The sequence below is a fragment of the Pseudomonas sp. R15(2017) genome, from assembly GCF_002112685.1.
Classification (GTDB): Bacteria; Pseudomonadota; Gammaproteobacteria; order Pseudomonadales; family Pseudomonadaceae; genus Aquipseudomonas; species Aquipseudomonas glycinae.
In genome coordinates this window covers 596,341-614,000 of the sequence record NZ_NEII01000003.1, presented here as the reverse complement: position 1 = coordinate 614,000, position 17,660 = coordinate 596,341, and the positions used below count along the sequence as shown (strand labels likewise).

Sequence of the window (17,660 nt, the reverse complement as noted above, 5' to 3'; positions counted from 1 at the left end):
ACCCGAATTTCTTGACGACCATAGAGCGTTGGAACCACCTGATCCCATCCCGAACTCAGAAGTGAAACGATGCATCGCCGATGGTAGTGTGGGGTTTCCCCATGTGAGAGTAGGTCATCGTCAAGATTAAATTCCGAAACCCCAATTGCGAAAGCGGTTGGGGTTTTGTTTTGTCCGCAGGAAAGTGCCTGGAGAAACCTCCAGCCGTCTCGACCGGAACCATTGGGGAAATCCTTCTGAAATGACCGCCTGGTTTTTGGTATGGTGCAGCTCGTTTTTTAACGGACTGATGTCATGCCCAAGGATCGGCGCTCATTTTTTGTCAAAGAGTGGCTGCAGAAATGCCTGAACCCATCCCTATCAAGGACCACGAAAAAGAGACGCGGCTGGTCAACAAACGCCTGATCGCCTGTGCCTTGTTCGTCTTCGCCATCAGTTGTGCCCTGGTGGTGCGCCTGTACATCCTGCAAGTCGTCGAGTTCGATTACCACTCGACCATCTCCGAAAACAATCGCGTCCATGTCCTGCCGATCCCGCCGACACGCGGCCTGATTTACGATCGCAACGGCGTGTTGCTGGCTGATAATCGTCCCAGCTACAACCTGACCATCACCCGCGAACGGGCGACTGACGTCAATCAAGAGCTGGATGAAGTCATCAACCTCCTGCACCTGCCCGCCGAAGACCGCGCAGTCTTTGACAAAGCCATGAAGCAGTCGCGTCATCCGTTTACACCCGTAACGCTGTTCTATGAGCTGACCGAAGAACAGATCGCCGTGCTGGCAGTTAACGAGTTCCGTCTACCGGGCCTGGATGTCGAGCCACAATTCGTTCGTAACTACCCGTTGGGTGCGCACTTCGCACACTCGATCGGTTACGTTGGCCGTATCAACGAAAAAGAATCCAAAACCCTCGACTCCGTCGAATACCGTGGCACCCAATCCATCGGCAAGACGGGTATCGAACGCTTCTATGAGCCACAGCTGCACGGCCACGTCGGTTACGAGGAGGTAGAGACCAACGCACAAGGTCGAGTACTACGGGTTCTGAAACACACCGATCCGATACCAGGCAAAAACATAGTTCTAAGTCTCGACGTCAAACTTCAGGAGGCCGCGGAAGCTGCATTGGGCGACCGCCGCGGCTCAGTGGTTGCGCTGGATCCATCGACCGGCGAAGTGCTGGCCATGGTCAGCAATCCGAGCTTCGACCCTAACCTGTTCGTGACTGGTATCAGCTCCAAGGAATATTCCGCGCTGCGAGACTCCATCGACCGACCGCTGTTCAACCGAGTACTGCGCGGTCTGTACGCTCCCGGTTCAACGATCAAACCAGAGGTGGCGATTGCCGGACTCGACACCGGCGTGGTCACGCCACAAACCCGAGTCTTCGATCCGGGCTACTACCAACTACCGGATTTCGACCACAAGTATCGCAACTGGAACCACAGCGGCGACGGTTGGGTAGACATGGATGCAGCGATCATGCGGTCCAACGACACCTACTTCTACGACCTGGCGCACAAGCTCGGCATCGATCGCCTTCACGACTACATGGCGATGTTCGGCCTTGGCGAGAAAGTCTCGCTCGACATGTTCGAGGAGTCACCGGGCTTGATGCCGTCCCAGGCGTGGAAGCGCGCCACCCGGCGTCAGGCCTGGTTCCCCGGCGAAACCGTGATCCTCGGTATCGGCCAGGGCTACATGCAGGTCACGCCGCTGCAACTGGCTCAAGCCACCGCACTGATCGCCAACAAGGGCGTCTGGAACCGTCCGCACCTGGCCAAGACCGTGGATGGTGTGGCACCGGTGGACGAGCACCCGATGCCGAACATCCTGCTCAAGGATCCGCGGGACTGGGAGCAGGTCAACCACGGCATGCAGATGGTGATGCACGATGCCCGAGGCATTGCTCGTGCGGCAGCGGCCGGTGCGCAATACCGCATCGCCGGCAAGAGTGGTACGGCGCAGGTGGTGGCGATCAAACAGGGTGAGCGTTACAACCGCGAGAAAACCCTCGAGCGACATCGTGACAACGCCCTGTTTGTCGGGTTTGCCCCGGCCGAGCATCCGAAAATCGCGATCTCGGTGATGATCGAAAACGGCGAGGCCGGTGGCCGAGTTGCAGGTCCGGTGGTGCGGCAGATCATGGACGCCTGGCTACTCGACCAGGACGGTCACCTCAAGCCGCAATACGCGGCGCCGACCAAAGCGCCGGGCGATCCTCACGTGTAACCCGCTAAAGCTTCACAGCACAGGCTCACGCAAGCTGAGCATGTGCTGGAAGCTGTCGAGGAATACCGTTTCCGCCTGAGTCATCTTCTGCTCGCGGTTCCACAGCAGCTGAATATCGAAATCCACCACCCCGTCCTCCGGCGGCAAGCGCCACAGCAAACCCTGTTCGACATCCCGTCGCACCAAGTGAATCGGCAAGCAACCAATCCCGAACCCTGCACAGATCAGGCGGTAAATCTCTTCGAAACTGGTGGAGGAGGCGACGATCTTGCCGGTAAACCCCTGCTGGTCACGAAACAGCGTCAATGGCGAAAGATTGCCGCCGAGCTGATCGCTGGTGAAGCTGACGAAGTTCTCCGCCGCGAGCTGTTCCAGCGTCAGATTCTGTTGTCCGAACAGTCGATGCCGTTGCCCGCAAAAGTAGGCGTAGCGCTCTCGGAACAGTACCCGCTGCTCCAGCCGAGGCTGTGGTAGACGGCAAAGTCCGACGCCGACCGTAGCGGTCTTCTGCAGCAATGAACTGATGATGTTCGAGCTGCCCATCACCTCGACTTCCAGCTCGATTTTCGGGTGAGTTTCGTGGAAATCCGCAAGAAACTCGTCGTAATGCCGCGCCTGCACGCCACTGACGGTGAGGATACGGATCTTGCCCACTACGTCATCATGGCGATTCTCGACCACGGTGCCCAGACGGGAAATATCGCCGTAGATATCCGCCGCAATCCGCAGGACTTCCTCCCCGGTTTCCGTCAGATCAAAACGCCGACCGCTCCGGGCAATCAACACACAATCCAGTTGTTCCTCGAGACGTTTCAACGCCTGGCTGACTGCCGACTGGGTGATGTGCAATCGCGCAGCGGCGCGGCTCATGCTGCCTTCCTGACCGATCACCAGATAGGTGCGCAACAGGTTCCAGTCGAGCCGGTCATTGAGAAAACGTCGGCCGATCCAGGGATTGGCGGAGGAGGTCATGTAGTAGTCACGCTAATAGTAAAGATAAGTTTTTGAAAATTGACTAATCCTGTCACGGAAGCGATAAAGCCCACAAGCGCCACAGAGCGCGACCGTCAGCCGCTTCGACACCTGCCCAAAACTATAAATACACAGGGGTTCTTGCATGCACACCACCGCTCAGCCGCGTCGCGCCGCGGCCGCTGCCTTCATTGGCACGACCATCGAGTTCTACGATTTCTATATCTACGCCACCGCCGCCGCACTGGTGCTCGGGCAAGTGTTCTTTCCCAGCAGCGACCCGGTGACCAGCACCCTCGCCGCATTCGGCAGTTTCGCCGTCGGCTTCATCGCCCGCCCGATGGCCGGGATGGTGTTCGGACATCTGGGTGATCGTCTGGGTCGCAAGAAAATGCTGTTGGTGACCATGGCGCTGATGGGCCTCGCCACCGCCGGCATCGGTCTGCTACCGAGCTACGCCAGCGTCGGCATCTGGGCGCCGATCGGGTTGATCGTATTACGCCTGATCCAGGGCATCTCCGTCGGCGGCGAGTGGGGCGGGGCGGTGTTGATGGCCAGCGAACACGCCCCGGCCAAACGCAAAACCTTTTACGCCTCGTTCGCCCAGCTCGGCAGCCCGGCGGGTTTGCTGCTGGCGTTGATCGCGTTTCGACTGGTGACGTCGCTGTCGCCGGAAGACTTCCTCGCCTGGGGCTGGCGTCTGCCGTTTCTAGCCAGCGGCGTGCTGATGATGGTCGGTCTGATGATCCGTTCCGGGGTGCATGAGTCGCCGGAATTCGCCAAGGCCAGGGACAACAACGAGACGGCGAAGTACCCGGTGAAAGACGTGATCCGTCAGTGCTGGCGGCAGATCCTGTTCGCGGCCGCCGCCGTTACCATCGGCTCGGCCGGGTTCTTCTTCACCAACACGTTCATGATCACCTACGTCACCCAATATCAGGGCATCCCAAGGGCGACCATTCTCGACTGCCTGTTCCTGGTGACGATCATTCAATTGCTCTCGCAACCGTTGTCGGCGCTGCTCGCCGAGCGCATCGGCGAAGGGCGATTCCTGATGCTGGTGGCGTTGCTGTGCACGGTCACGCCGTACCCGATGTTCTTGCTGGTTGGCACTCAGAACATTCTGTTGATGACCCTCGGCATCGCCGTCGCGGTGGTGATTCTCTCGGCCCTGTACGCGGTGATCGCCGGGTACATGACCCAAGCCTTCCCGGTGCATCTGCGCTATTCGGGCATCTCCATCGCTTACCAACTGAGCTGCGCAGTAGCCGGCGGCACCACGCCGCTGATCGGCACGCTGCTGGCCAGCAAGTTCTCCGGGCAGTGGCTGCCATTGGCGGTGTTCTTCACGTTACTGTCGGCCCTGTCTCTGATCGGTGTCTGTGGCCTCGCACGTCTGCGGGCCAACCCGGTCACCCTTCATACCAACAAAGAGGTGTATTCGTGAGTAAGCCCGCCCACATTGACCCGATCGAATGGCAAGCCCGTTGCGAGCTCGCCGCGCTGTACCGCCTGATCGCGCACTTTCGCATGACCGACCTGATCGACACCCACATCACCCTGCGGATTCCGGGGCCGGAGCATCATTTCCTGATCAACCGCTACGGCGTGATTTTCGACCGCATGCGTGCCTCCGATCTGGTGCGTATCGATCAGGACGGGCGCATCGTCGACCCTGAATACGCCGGGCATCGGGTCAACGCCGCCGGTTTCGTGATCCATTCGGCGATCCACATGGCGCGGCCGGATCTGAACTGCGTGATTCACACCCACACCGCTGCCGGCATGGCCGTCGCTGCACAGAAACAAGGCCTGCTGCCGATCAGTCAGCACGCGCTGAAGTTCTACGGAAAACTCGCTTACCACACCTACGAAGGCATCGCCTTGTCGCTGGACGAGCGCGAGCGGTTGATCGCCGACCTCGGCCCGCATCGGGCGATGATCCTGCGCAATCACGGTTTGCTGGTCGGTGGCTCCGGGGTGGCCCAGGCGTTCCAGGAAATCCACTTTCTGGAGCGTGCCTGCCAGGCTCAGGTGCAGGCGCTGGCCGGCGGTTGCGAGCTGCATTTCCCGTCGCCGGAAGTCTGTGCCCACACCGCCGAACAGTTCGACCGCGATGAACAGGACAACATCATCGACCTGGCCTGGCAGGCCGCACTGACCCTGATCGAATCCCAGCGCGAGTCCTACCTGTCATGAACACCGTTGCGCTGATGTCCCGCGACACGCTGTTGCTCAAACAATTGCAGGAAGCCTTTGCCCGCCGTGCACCGCAGCTTTCGGCGGTGCTGGCCGACGATCCCCAAGCGGCGAATGCGCAGATCGCGGCGTGCTGGTTTCCGCTGCCGGACAGCCTCGCCGCGTTGCCCAATCTGCAAGTGATTCACTCGGTCGCCGCCGGCATCGATCATCTGGAGCACGATCCGTCATGTCCGGATCTGCCGGTGTGCCGGGTGGTTGATCCCGGGCATCGCCAAGGCATGACCGAGTTCGTGCGCTGGGCGGTGATTCACTTTCATCGCGGCTTCGATCAAGTGCTGGAGCAACAGCGCCAACAGCATTGGGAGCGACCGCTGCAACGCCCGGCCCATGAGTTCCGGATCGGTGTGATGGGCCTCGGCTCGCTCGGCAGCGCGATTGCGCTAGACCTGGCCAGCGCCGGTTATGACGTGCGTGGCTGGGCGCGCCGCAAAAAGGATTTACCGGGCGTGCAGACCTTCGCCGGCACTGAAACCTTCAATCCATTTCTCGACGGCGTGGAGTTGCTGATCAATCTGTTGCCGCTCACCCACGAGACGCGCGGCATTCTCAATCGCCAGACCTTTGACCGGCTGGCCAACGGCGCGGCACTGGTCAACGTCGGTCGCGGTGGGCATCTGAACATCGAGGATCTGCAACAGGCACTGGCTCGTGGAAAACTGCGCGGTGCGCTGCTCGATGTCTTCGAACAGGAGCCGTTACCCGCCGATCATCCACTGTGGAAAACCCCGGGCGTGACCATCACCCCGCACATGGCTTCGGCGGCCTCCCACGATTGCATCGCCGAGCAGATCGCCGAGAACTTCCGCCGTCTGAATGCCGGTGAGCCTTTGCTCAACAGCGCGGATCGACTGCTCGGTTACTGATCCGCCAGACAGGCCTGCAAACGTTCGATGAACAGCGTCTCGGCGCGGCTCATGCGCTGCTCGCGGTTCCACAACAGATGAATGTCGACATCGGCAATCCCTTCGTGGGGCGGCAGGCGCCAGAGCAATCCGGCCTCGACGTCCGCCGCCACCACGTGCTCCGGCAAACAACCGATACCGAACCCGGCGATCACCAGTCGCCGCACCTCTTCCAGGCTTGGCGAGGAGGCAACGATGCGCCCGCTGAAGCCTTGCTGATCGCGAAAAATCGTCAGCGGCGAGAGCATGCCGCCAATCTGGTCGCTGGTGAAACTGACGAAGTTCTCCCGCTGCAGATCGCCTTCGCCGATGTCCTGTCGGCCAAACAGCGCGTGGTGCTTGCCACAGAAAAACGCATAGCGCTGCCGCAGGAACAGACGCTGTTCAAGTCGCGGTTGCGGGCGGCGATTGAGGCTCAGGCCGAGGGTCGCGGTTTTCTCCTGAAGGGCACTGACGATGTCCGAACTGCGCATCACATCGACCTCCAGATCCACCCGTGGATACTGCCGATGAAAGTCAGCGAGGAAGTCATCGAAGCGCTCGGAGAAGATCCGGCTGATGATCAGCAGTCGCACCTTGCCGATCACCTCGTCGGCCGGTTGCTCCAGCAGGCTGCTGACCTGGGACATCTGCCCGTAGATCTCGCCGGCCAGTTCGAAGATCTGCTCGCCGACTTCGGTGAGGGCAAATCGTGGGCCGCGTCGGGCGATCAACTGGCGACCCAGTTGCTCCTCAAGACGCTTGAGCGCCTGGCTCACCGCCGGTTGCGTCAGATGCAGACGCGCGGCGGCACGGCTGATGCTCAGCTCCTGGCCGATCACCCGGAAGGTGCGCAGCAGGTTCCAGTCGAGGCGGTCGTTGAGCAGGCGTTGCACATCGCGTTCGGCCATGGCGGCTCTCGATTATAAGAAGAAGTAATACTCGGAATAATAAATAGAAAATTGACTAATCATAGCCCCGGGACGATAAATCACCCCACGACAGGCGCCGCCAGAGCGCCTCGGATTCAGCGTTTTCCTCCTGCCAAAAAAACAATCAAAGGAGCCCGACCCATGAAGCCCCACGCTTCGAACCAGCCGCGCCGTGCGGCGGCCGCAGCCTTCATCGGCACCATGATCGAGTGGTACGACTTTTACATCTACGCCACCGCCGCTGCGCTGGTGTTCGGCGCGCTGTTCTTTCCCTCCGACGATCCGCTGTTCAGCACCATGGCCGCATTCGGCACCTTCGCGGTGGGCTTCTTTGCCCGGCCATTGGGCGGGATCATTTTCGGTCATATCGGCGACCGTATCGGCCGCAAGAAATCACTGATCATCACGCTGTTGATGATGGGCGTGGTCACGGTGTGCATCGGTCTGCTGCCGACCTACGCGCAGATCGGCGCGACGGCGCCGGTGCTGCTGATTCTGCTGCGCATCGTCCAGGGCATCGCCGTCGGCGGCGAGTGGGGCGGGGCGGTGTTGATGGCTGGCGAGCACGCGCCGAAGGGCCGGCGCAATTTCTTCGCGTCGTTCGCGCAACTGGGAAGCCCGGCGGGTTTGATCCTGTCGCTGCTGGCCTTCAGCGCGGTGACCCGTTTGCCGGAAGAAGACCTGATGAGCTGGGGCTGGCGTCTGCCGTTTCTCGCCAGTGCGCTGTTGCTGCTGGTGGGCCTGGCGATTCGCTTGGGCGTGAACGAGTCACCGGAATTCCTCGCCAGCCGCGAGCAGGCCAGCAAGCAGATCAAGAATGAACAGGCACCAGTGATGGAAGTGTTGCGCACCGCGTGGCGTCCGCTGTTGCTGTGCATCGGTGCCAACACGCTGGGCATCGCCGGGGTGTATTTCACCAACACCTTCATGATCGCCTACACCACTCAGCAACTGGCGCTGCCGCGCTCGCTGATTCTCGAATGCCTGTTCTTCGTCGCGATTATCCAGTTCTGCATCCAGCCGCTGGCTGCATGGACTGCCGAGAAGATCGGCGCGACGCGTTTCCTGTGCCTGGTGTCGCTGCTGGCGATGGCCTCGCCGTATCCGATGTTCGTGCTGGTCAGCTCGGCCCAGGCGCCGCTGATTATCCTCGGCATCGCGCTGGCGGTGGTGTGCATGGCCTCGTTCTACGCGGTGATTGCCGGCTACGTCAGCGGCATGTTCGAGACCCGCGTGCGCTACACCGCGATCTCGCTGGCCTATCAGATTTGCGGCGCGGTGGCCGGTGGGCTGACGCCGCTGATCGGCACCATGCTGGCGCACAAATTCACCGGGCAGTGGTGGCCGATGGCGGTGTTCTACAGCCTGATCGCCGGCATTTCGCTGGTCTGCGTGCTGTCCCTCGCCCGTCGCCACGCCAGTGCCCATCGCGCGGAAATGGCCCGTGGCTGACCCGGAATTTCAGGAGAACCTCATGTTGAAAATCAATGGCGAACGCCTGTGGGCGAGCCTGATGGCCATGGCCGAAATCGGTGCGACAGCCCGAGGCGGCAGCTGCCGTCTGGCATTGAGCGACGAAGACAAGGCCGGTCGCGAACTGTTCGCCCACTGGTGCCGCGAAGCCGGCATGACCCTGAGCGTGGACGCCATCGGCAACCTGTTCGCCCGTCGCGCCGGCACCGATCCGGACGCCGCGCCGGTGATGATGGGCAGCCACCTCGACACCCAGCCTGAAGGCGGGCGTTTCGATGGCGTCTACGGTGTACTCGCCGGTCTGGAAGTGGTGCGTTGCCTAAACGACCTCAACATCCAGACCCGCAAACCGCTGGAAGTGGCGGTGTGGACCAACGAAGAAGGCGCGCGCTTCACCCCGGCCATGTTCGGCTCGGCAGTGTTCACCGGGATCATGGATCTGAATGCCGCGCTGGCGGTGCGCGATATCAATGGCATCAGCGTTGCCGAGGCGTTGCAGCGTACCGGTTACGCCGGTGATCGCCCTTTGGGCGGCGCGGTGGACGCGTATTTTGAAGCGCACATCGAGCAAGGCCCGATCCTCGAGGACAACGCCAAAAGCATCGGCGTAGTCACGGGCGGTCAGGCGATCCGCTGGCTCGATGTGCGCGTGGAAGGTATGGCCGCCCACGCCGGCACCACGCCGATGCCGCTGCGCAAAGACGCGCTGTACGGTGTGGCGCGGATGATTCAGGCAATCGAAGGTCTGGCCGCAGATTTTGCCCCCGAAGGCCTGACCACGGTCGGCGAGTTGAGCATCAACAAATCCTCGCGCAACACCATTCCGGGGCTGGTGAATTTCACCGTCGATCTGCGTCATCACCGCGACGACGCCATTGCCGCCATGGAACAACAAGTCCGCGCCCGCTTGCAGGCGATCGCCGATGGCCGAGGCCTGAACCTGACGATCACCCCGCACTGGATCAGCCCGGCCACACCGTTCGATGCCGAATGTGTGGCGGCCGTGCAAGAGGCGGTGGACGCGCTGGGCTACGCTCAGCAGTCGATTGTCAGCGGCGCCGGGCATGACGCGATTCACCTCGCGCGCTACTGCCCGACGGCGATGGTGTTCATCCCGTGCGTTGGCGGCCTGAGTCACAACGAAGCCGAAGACGTGTTGCCCGAAGACGTGAAACAGGGCACCGATGTATTGCTCAACGCCGTACTGGCCCGTGCCGGTCGAATCGAACAGGGAGCCTGAACCATGCGCAGTTTTTTCCACCCCGAACAATTGCTCCACCATCCACGCAGCTATTACTCGCGCGGGCAGATGCGTACGCCGCAAGAAGTTCCCGAGCGTGCGCAGCGTCTGGTGCAGGCCGCCCACGGTCTGGGCTTCAGTGTCGAGCAGCCCGCCGATGCCGGTCTCGCACCGTTGCTGGCGGTGCATGGCGCGCCGTATCTGACCTTTCTTCAGGAAGCGCACGCACGCTGGAAAGAAATCCCGGAAGACTGGGGCGATGAAGTGATGTCGAACATCTTCGTCCGCGAGCCCAACGCCTTGCGCGGCATCCTCGCTCAGGCGGCGCGGTATCTGGCGGACGGCAGTTGCCCGGTCGGCGAGCAGACCTGGCGCTCGGCGTACTGGTCGGCGCAAAGCGCAGTGGCCGGGGCTCAGGCGCTGATCGACGGCGAGCCGGCAGCCTACGCCTTGTGCCGTCCACCGGGACATCATGCCCGGGCCGAAGCGGCGGGCGGTTTCTGCTACGTGAACAACGCGGCGGTGGCGGCGCAGGTGCTGCGCGCCAAGTTTGAAAAAGTCGCGGTGCTCGACACCGACATGCACCACGGCCAGGGCATTCAGGAGATTTTCTACGACCGCGATGACGTGCTCTACGTCTCGGTGCATGGCGATCCGACCAACTTCTATCCAGGCGTCGCCGGGTTCGCCGATGAGCGTGGCAGCGGCGCGGGGGAGGGCTTCAACCTCAACCTGCCGATGGCTCATGGTTCAAGCGAAGCGGATTTCCTTGGGCAACTGGACGTCGCATTGAACGCGGTGCGCGAGTTCGGCGCCGAGGTGCTGGTGCTGTCGCTGGGCTTCGACATCTATGAGCTTGACCCGCAAAGCAAGGTCGCCGTGACCCGCGAAGGTTTTGCAGCACTGGGCCAGCGAGTTCGCAGCCTGGGCCTGCCATGCCTGATCGTGCAGGAAGGCGGCTATCACCTGGAAAGTCTCGAAGACAATGCCCGAGCGTTTTTCGTGAATGGCGAGGTGTGGCAGATCTGAAATTGATGTGATCCGACAGGTCGCCATCGCTGACAAGCCAGCTCCCACAGGGATTTGTGCAGTTGCAGTTTTTTGTGATCGACACAAAACCTGTGGGAGCTGGCTTGCCAGCGATGAGGCCTTCAAAAACTCTGGAAAATCAGGCCCCAGGCACCGGGCAGCTCATGTCCCCTTCCTCACATTTCAAGTACTGCTTGAGCGCCTCGGTTCGCGTCTTTGTCACCGAGGCGATGCAATTGTTGTAGATCAACGGATAAACACTCCCGCCTGCCACCCCGGATGCCGAAAACTTGCACTCGGCATCACGAAAGCCGATCCACGCCCGTTGCGCGCTCACCAGCAGTTTCTTGCCATCAGGGTTGTCCTTCAACCGGGCGGTAATCTGCTGATAAACCGCGTTCAACTCCTTGTCCGCCGCCTTGTTTTCCTGCGCGGCACATTGATTCATCGTCGCCTGATCGCTGGCATTGGCGCAGTCCACGGCAGCGTGAGCAACGGAAGTGAAAAGAAAAGGCGTCAGGGCCAGAAGCAGGCGTGGGGACATGAGTCATCTCGCTTTGATGAATGAACGTGCCGGGCAGTTTAGCGACTTCGTTGCGCTAAGAAGGTGTGCGATGTCTCGATGCGTTGAGCAAGCGCTCGGCAGTCGCGGCGATTTCTTCTCCGTCATGCAGCTTTTCCAGCCACCCGGACGGGATTCCCTGCACACCATAATGGGCGCCGGCCAACTGGCCGACGATGGCGGCCGTGGTGTCTGCGTCATCGCCCAGATTGGCCGCTCGCAGGACGGCTGCGGCAAAACTGTCGGTGTGGTGGAAGCACCATAACGCCGCTTCCAGAGATTCAATGCAGTAGCCACTGCCGCGAATTTCGCGCTCGGTCTTGTGCAGGTAGTGACCCCGGGCGATCGCCGCCACCTTGGGTTGGCTGAAGACTGTTTGCGCCAGAGTGCGCAGATCCGCTTTCGATGCACCTTCCAGGGCCTTGCCGAGCAGTTCGGCAAACAGCTGGCAGCATTCGATGGCCTCGGGCGCCGCGTGTGTGGTGCGTGAACTGTCGGCGGCGAATCGCCTGATTTTCCGGGCATCGGGGAAATAAAACAGCACCACGGGGATCAGGCGCATCAACGAGCCGTTTCCGGCGCTGTAGGGATCGGTGGCGCCGGCAAACGGCTCTCCGGTGTGTTGATAGCGATCCAGCGCCTGACTCACGGTCATGCCGATATCGAAACATTCGCCGGTCGAACTCAGATAACCCCATTGCCACCAGTTCAGATAGCGGCCCATCTGATCAGCGGCATCGAAGCCGTTTTTGTTCAGCAGACTTTCCGCCAGGCACAACGCCATCGAGGTGTCGTCGGTCCATTGACCGGGCTTCAGGCGAAACGGCCCGCCGCCGACCATGTCGGTCAGGGGCTGGAAGCTGCCGCGAGGCTGGAATTCGACAGTGGTTCCCACGGCATCGCCGCACGCCAGGCCGAGCAGGGCGCCACGATAACGTTCGGGGAGGGAGAGCTGCATGATGACGTCCTTGTGTCGTTCAATTCGCTGGGAACGTTAGCAGTTTCGCCGCGCTGATCCGTGCGCATTCTGACGAACCGGTGATCCAAAATACTGCCGGATATTTCAATCAGACCTGATCGTTGCACTGGATTGATACAACTTCGCATTGGACATGTGGTCATACAAGCCTACTGTTCAAAACAGGAGGTGACGTATGAAACCAGTACCCAACAGCTTTGAACGCAAGATCATGCTCAGGTCGCCGCGCTCCCATGTCTGGCGCGCCCTGGTCGATGCCGAGGCGTTCGGCCAGTGGTTCGGCGTTGCGCTGGAGGGCCGGCGGTTTATCGCCGGCGAATGGACGCAGGGGCAGGTCACTTACCCCGGTTATGAACATGTGCTCTGGAACGTGCTGGTGGAGCGAGTCGAGCCGCAGCAGCTGTTCTCCTTCCGCTGGCACCCGTACGCGGTGAACCCGAAAATCGACTACTCCCAGGAACCGACCACGCTGGTCAAGTTCGAACTGCAGGACTACGAGAACGGCACGCTGCTGAAGGTCTCCGAATCAGGCTTTGCGCACATCCCCGACGTGCGCCAGAAAGAGGCGTACTACATGGACAGTCGGGGCTGGGAGGAGCAGTTGAGCCGGCTCGAACATTTCCTCACGGAGAGCGACCGGGCCCGCGAGCGTGAAGGTGGCTGATCTCGACCTGTTCAGTCCGTGGCTGAAAGTCGCGCAACTGGCGGCTTTTGCGCTTGATGCCTGACATGTCTAAGGGTTTTCGGAAGGCCTGCTATGGCGAATGTCTTACACGTGCTGGTAGCTTTTTCGACTATTGCCGATTGGATCCAGAGCGTAATCTAGCCTCATCAACTGAAGCACAGGGAGTGTTTCAGGATCACGGATGATCGACCATTAGCAAGGATCGCTGCCGACAGGGAGTCGATAATGGTCTTGGGAAAAACCCGCTTCGGCGGGTTTTTTTTCGCTCGCAGAAAAGTGTCACGTTCAAACAGAAACACCGCCGATCCGGCGGTGTTTCTGCATCTGCAGGTTTACGAGGCGATCAACTGGCGCAACACGTAATGCAGAATCCCGCCGGACTTGAAGTACTCCACCTCGTTCAAGGTGTCGATGCGGCACAGCACTTCGATTTTCTCCTGCCGTCCGTCTTCACGAGTGATGACCAGGGTCAGGTTCATCCGTGGCGTCAGCTCGACACCGCTCAGGCCCTGGATGTCCAGGGTTTCCTTGCCGGTGAGGTTCAGGCTCTTGCGGTTCTGATCCAGCTTGAACTGCAACGGCAGCACGCCCATGCCCACCAGGTTGGAACGGTGGATGCGCTCGAAGCTTTCAGCGATCACCGCTTTCACGCCCAGCAGATTGGTGCCCTTCGCCGCCCAGTCTCGGCTGGAGCCGGTGCCGTATTCTTGCCCGGCAATCACCACCAGCGGGGTTCCAGAGGCCTGATAACGCATGGCCGCGTCGTAGATCGCCAGTTTCTCGCCGGTCGGAATGTAGATCGTGTTGCCGCCTTCCTCGCCGCCGAGCATTTCGTTGCGGATACGGATGTTGGCAAACGTGCCGCGCATCATCACTTCGTGGTTGCCCCGGCGTGAACCGTAGGAGTTGAAGTCCCGTGGCTCGACGCCTTGCTCGCGCAAGTAACGTCCGGCCGGGCTGTCGGCCTTGATGTTGCCGGCAGGGGAGATGTGGTCGGTGGTCACCGAATCGCCTAATAGCGCCAGCACTCGAGCACCTTTCACATCGGCGATCACCGGCAAAGGCCCGGCAATGTCATCGAAGAACGGCGGATGCTGGATGTAGGTCGAATCCGCTTGCCAGACGTAGGTCGCGGCTTGCGGGACTTCGATGGCTTGCCACTGTTCGTCACCGGCAAACACCTCGGCGTATTCCTTGTGGAACATCGCCGTGTTGACCTGATTTACCGCGTCGGCGATTTCCTTGCTGCTCGGCCAGATGTCGCGCAGGTACACCGGGTTACCCTGTTGGTCGTTACCCAGCGGTTCGCTGCTGATGTCGGTGCGCACAGTGCCGGCCAGGGCGTAAGCGACGACCAGCGGTGGCGAGGCCAGCCAGTTGGTTTTCACCAGCGGATGCACCCGGCCCTCGAAGTTGCGGTTACCGGACAGCACCGAAGCCACGGTCAGGTCGGCTTTCTGGATGGCTTTTTCGATCGGTTCCGGCAGCGGCCCGGAGTTGCCGATACAAGTGGTGCAGCCATAGCCGACCAGCGAAAAACCGAGCTGATCGAGGTATTGCGTCAACCCGGCGGCTTTGTAGTAATCGGTGACGACTTTCGAACCCGGAGCCAGCGAGCTCTTCACCCACGGTTTGCGGGTCAGGCCTTTTTCCACGGCTTTTTTCGCCAGCAGGCCGGCGGCCATCATCACGCTCGGGTTGGAAGTGTTGGTGCAGGAGGTGATCGCGGCAATCACCACGGCACCGTTTTTCAGGCGATAGGTGTGGCCGTCGTACTCGTAATCCGTTTCGCCGACCAGATCGGCATTGCCCACGGCGACACCGCCGCCGCCCTCGCTCTCCAGGCGTCCTTCTTCCTTGCTGGTGGGTTTGAACTGCAAGTCGAGGAAGTCACTGAACGCCTGGCCGACATTCGGCAGCGAGACGCGGTCCTGCGGGCGTTTCGGCCCGGCGAGGCTGGCTTCGACGCTGCCCATGTCCAGCGCCAGACTGTCGGTGAACACCGGTTCCTGACCGGGCAGGCGCCACAGTCCCTGAGCCTTGGTGTAGGCCTCGACCAGCTTCACCACTTCCGGCGGACGGCCGGACAGGCGCAGGTAATCCAGCGTCACGTCATCCACCGGGAAGAAGCCGCAGGTCGCGCCATATTCCGGAGCCATGTTGGCGATGGTCGCGCGGTCGGCCAGCGGCAGGTCGGCGAGGCCGTCGCCATAGAACTCGACGAATTTGCCGACCACGCCTTTCTTGCGCAGCATCTGGGTCACGGTCAACACCAGGTCGGTGGCGGTAATCCCTTCCTTGAGCTTGCCGGTGAGTTTGAAGCCGATCACTTCCGGAATCAGCATCGACACCGGTTGCCCGAGCATCGCGGCTTCCGCCTCGATCCCGCCCACGCCCCAGCCAAGTACGCCGAGGCCGTTGATCATAGTGGTGTGGGAGTCGGTGCCGACCAGCGTGTCGGGGAAGGCATAGGTGCGGCCGTCTTCGTCCTTGGTCCACACGGTGCGGCCGAGGTATTCGAGGTTGACCTGATGGCAGATTCCGGTACCTGGCGGCACCACACTGAAGTTGTCGAAGGCGCTCTGGCCCCAGCGCAGGAAGGCATAGCGTTCGCCGTTGCGCTGCATTTCGATGTCGACGTTCTGTTCGAAGGCGCTGGCGCTGGCGAATTTGTCGACCATCACCGAGTGGTCGATCACCAGATCCACCGGCGACAGCGGGTTGATTCGCTGCGGATCACCGCCGGCCTTGGCCATGGCGGCGCGCATCGCCGCCAGATCGACCACGGCCGGTACGCCGGTAAAGTCCTGCATCAGCACGCGGGCAGGGCGGTACTGGATTTCCCGGTCGGAGCGACGCTCCTTGAGCCACGCGACAATGGCCTTGAGGTCGGCGCCGGTGACGGTTTTTTCATCTTCCCAACGCAGCAGGTTTTCCAGCAGGACTTTCAGCGACATCGGCAACCTGTCGAGATCGCCCAAGGTCTTGGCGGCATCCGGCAGGCTGAAATAGTGGTAAGTCTTGTCATCGACTTTCAGGGTTTTCAGTGAATTCAGACTATCGAGGGACGGCATTACGATCACTCCTTTGAGTCCGCACGGCTACGGACTGAGGGGACGGGCAGAGCTATCAACGTAGCCCTGTTTTCAGTAGCTGGCTAATAACTGGACTCTATGGGCAAGTCCAAGGTTCCGACATGGGCTATCATGCGCCGGTTTTCGTGACAGGCTTTGCTTCAACGCAGGTCTGGGCATCGCGCAGGGGATGAATGATCGCCCTCTGCCCAGGAGTAAGAATGAACACCCTATTCATGCATTGCCGGCCAGGCTTCGAAGGCGAAGTCTGCTCGGAGATTTCCGACCTCGCCGCCCGACTGAATGTGGCCGGCTACGCCAAGGCCAAACCGGCCACCGCTTGCGCCGAGTTTGTCTGCACCGAAGAAGACGGCGCCGAACGCCTGATGCGCGGCCAGCGTTTCGCCGAGCTGATTTTTCCGCGCCAGTGGGCGCGCGGGTTTTTCATCGATCTGCCGGAAAACGACCGTATCAGCGTGATCCTCGCGCACATGGCTGAATTCCCGGTCTGTGGCAGCCTGTGGCTGGAAGTCGTCGACACCAACGACGGCAAGGAGCTGTCGAACTTCTGCAAGAAGTTCGAAGGCCCGCTGCGCAAGGCCCTGACCGGCGCCGGCAAACTGGTGGAGGACACCAGCAAGCCGCGTCTGCTGCTGACCTTCAAGAGCGGTCGTGAGGTGTTCCTCGGTCTGGCGGACGCCGGTAACTCGGCGATGTGGCCGATGGGCATTCCGCGCCTGAAGTTCCCACGCGAGGCGCCGAGCCGTTCGACCCTGAAGCTGGAAGAGGCCTGGCACCACTTCATCCCCCGCGATCAGTGGGAAGATCGCCTGCACAGCGACATGACCGGCGTCGACCTCGGCGCGGCGCCGGGCGGTTGGACTTGGCAGCTAGTCAATCGCGGCATGCTGGTGACTGCCATCGACAACGGTCCGATGGCCGAAAGCCTGATGGACACCGGTCTGGTGCAGCACTTGATGGCTGACGGTTTCACTTTCAAACCGAAGCAACCGGTGGATTGGATGGTCTGCGACATCGTCGAGAAACCGGCGCGCAACGCCGCGATGCTCGAAGAGTGGATCGGCGAGGGTCATTGCCGGGAAGCGGTGGTCAACCTGAAGTTGCCGATGAAGCAGCGTTACGCCGAAGTGAAGCGTTTGCTCGAACGCATCGCCGACGGTTTCAAGGCCCGTGGGATCAAGGTCGACATCGGCTGCAAGCAGCTGTACCACGACCGCGAGGAAGTGACCTGCCATTTGCGCCGCCATGACGTGAAGAAAGCCAAAGCCCGCTGAGCGCACGACAGGTGACCGAACACCCGGCATTGGGTGACAATG

14 protein-coding genes and 1 rRNA gene are annotated in these 17,660 nt (G+C 61.0%); 10 read left to right on the top strand and 5 right to left on the bottom strand.

What is annotated here, in order from left to right; all coding sequences use genetic code 11:
- Nucleotides 1-10 precede the first annotated feature (10 nt).
- Together rrf and mrdA are read left to right on the top strand one after the other, a co-directional pair.
- A 5S ribosomal RNA gene (rrf, locus tag CAF77_RS09765) occupies nucleotides 11-126 on the top strand.
- A 215-nt stretch (nucleotides 127-341) separates the two neighbouring features.
- On the top strand, nucleotides 342-2,234 hold the full coding sequence (gene mrdA, locus CAF77_RS09760; RefSeq protein WP_064381147.1) for a penicillin-binding protein 2: 1,893 nt from the start codon (nucleotides 342-344) through the stop codon (nucleotides 2,232-2,234).
- 12 nt (nucleotides 2,235-2,246) lie between these two features.
- On the opposite strand, the gene CAF77_RS09755 is transcribed toward mrdA, so the two are convergent.
- The gene (locus CAF77_RS09755) at nucleotides 2,247-3,206 is read right to left on the bottom strand and encodes a LysR family transcriptional regulator (protein WP_064381145.1); all 960 of its coding nucleotides are present in this window, start codon (nucleotides 3,204-3,206) and stop codon (nucleotides 2,247-2,249) included.
- A gap of 145 nt (nucleotides 3,207-3,351) precedes the next feature.
- Between CAF77_RS09755 and CAF77_RS09750 the strand changes: the two genes are divergently transcribed.
- Genes CAF77_RS09750 through CAF77_RS09740 form a run of 3 tightly spaced genes read left to right on the top strand, consistent with a single transcriptional unit; the run spans nucleotide 3,352 to nucleotide 6,331 of the window.
- Complete coding sequence (locus CAF77_RS09750) at nucleotides 3,352-4,653, top strand: MFS transporter (protein WP_064381142.1); 1,302 nt, start codon at nucleotides 3,352-3,354, stop codon at nucleotides 4,651-4,653.
- On the top strand, nucleotides 4,650-5,405 hold the full coding sequence (locus tag CAF77_RS09745) for a class II aldolase/adducin family protein (RefSeq protein ID WP_064381140.1): 756 nt from the start codon (nucleotides 4,650-4,652) through the stop codon (nucleotides 5,403-5,405). Before CAF77_RS09750 ends, CAF77_RS09745 begins: the two co-directional genes overlap by 4 nt.
- A complete protein-coding gene (locus CAF77_RS09740; protein ID WP_064381138.1) occupies nucleotides 5,402-6,331 on the top strand; it encodes a glyoxylate/hydroxypyruvate reductase A in 930 nt (309 codons plus the stop codon). Before CAF77_RS09745 ends, CAF77_RS09740 begins: the two co-directional genes overlap by 4 nt.
- Here CAF77_RS09740 and CAF77_RS09735 read toward each other — a convergent pair.
- Nucleotides 6,325-7,260 carry a LysR family transcriptional regulator gene (locus tag CAF77_RS09735; protein ID WP_064381135.1) on the bottom strand — a complete coding sequence of 312 codons (936 nt, stop codon included), beginning with the start codon at nucleotides 7,258-7,260 and terminating at the stop codon, nucleotides 6,325-6,327. The two genes, CAF77_RS09740 and CAF77_RS09735, sit on opposite strands and share 7 nt — an antisense overlap.
- Nucleotides 7,261-7,422: 162 nt before the next feature.
- Between CAF77_RS09735 and CAF77_RS09730 the strand changes: the two genes are divergently transcribed.
- The 3 genes from CAF77_RS09730 to CAF77_RS09720 are packed head-to-tail and all read left to right on the top strand — an operon-like array spanning nucleotide 7,423 to nucleotide 11,023.
- Nucleotides 7,423-8,733 carry an MFS transporter gene (locus CAF77_RS09730; protein WP_064381133.1) on the top strand — a complete coding sequence of 437 codons (1,311 nt, stop codon included), beginning with the start codon at nucleotides 7,423-7,425 and terminating at the stop codon, nucleotides 8,731-8,733.
- Nucleotides 8,734-8,755: 22 nt separating this feature from the next.
- The gene (locus CAF77_RS09725; protein ID WP_064381130.1) at nucleotides 8,756-9,994 is read left to right on the top strand and encodes a Zn-dependent hydrolase; all 1,239 of its coding nucleotides are present in this window, start codon (nucleotides 8,756-8,758) and stop codon (nucleotides 9,992-9,994) included.
- 3 nt (nucleotides 9,995-9,997) lie between these two features.
- A complete protein-coding gene (locus CAF77_RS09720; protein WP_064381128.1) occupies nucleotides 9,998-11,023 on the top strand; it encodes a histone deacetylase family protein in 1,026 nt (341 codons plus the stop codon).
- A 139-nt stretch (nucleotides 11,024-11,162) separates the two neighbouring features.
- Here CAF77_RS09720 and CAF77_RS09715 read toward each other — a convergent pair whose 3' ends face one another.
- Nucleotides 11,163-11,567 (bottom strand): lysozyme inhibitor LprI family protein, encoded by a 405-nt coding sequence (locus CAF77_RS09715; protein ID WP_064381126.1) that lies wholly within the window; start codon nucleotides 11,565-11,567, stop codon nucleotides 11,163-11,165.
- A 55-nt stretch (nucleotides 11,568-11,622) separates the two neighbouring features.
- A complete protein-coding gene (locus CAF77_RS09710) occupies nucleotides 11,623-12,543 on the bottom strand; it encodes an ADP-ribosylglycohydrolase family protein (RefSeq protein ID WP_064381125.1) in 921 nt (306 codons plus the stop codon).
- Between the two features lie 196 nt (nucleotides 12,544-12,739).
- Between CAF77_RS09710 and CAF77_RS09705 the strand changes: the two genes are divergently transcribed.
- Nucleotides 12,740-13,228, top strand: coding sequence for an SRPBCC family protein (locus CAF77_RS09705; protein WP_007953087.1), 489 nt, complete (start codon nucleotides 12,740-12,742; stop codon nucleotides 13,226-13,228).
- A 353-nt stretch (nucleotides 13,229-13,581) separates the two neighbouring features.
- On the opposite strand, the gene acnA is transcribed toward CAF77_RS09705, so the two are convergent.
- The gene (gene acnA, locus CAF77_RS09700; RefSeq protein ID WP_064381123.1) at nucleotides 13,582-16,323 is read right to left on the bottom strand and encodes an aconitate hydratase AcnA; all 2,742 of its coding nucleotides are present in this window, start codon (nucleotides 16,321-16,323) and stop codon (nucleotides 13,582-13,584) included.
- Nucleotides 16,324-16,544: 221 nt separating this feature from the next.
- Between acnA and rlmM the strand changes: the two genes are divergently transcribed.
- The gene (gene rlmM, locus CAF77_RS09695; RefSeq protein WP_064381121.1) at nucleotides 16,545-17,618 is read left to right on the top strand and encodes a 23S rRNA (cytidine(2498)-2'-O)-methyltransferase RlmM; all 1,074 of its coding nucleotides are present in this window, start codon (nucleotides 16,545-16,547) and stop codon (nucleotides 17,616-17,618) included.
- Nucleotides 17,619-17,660 lie beyond the last annotated feature (42 nt).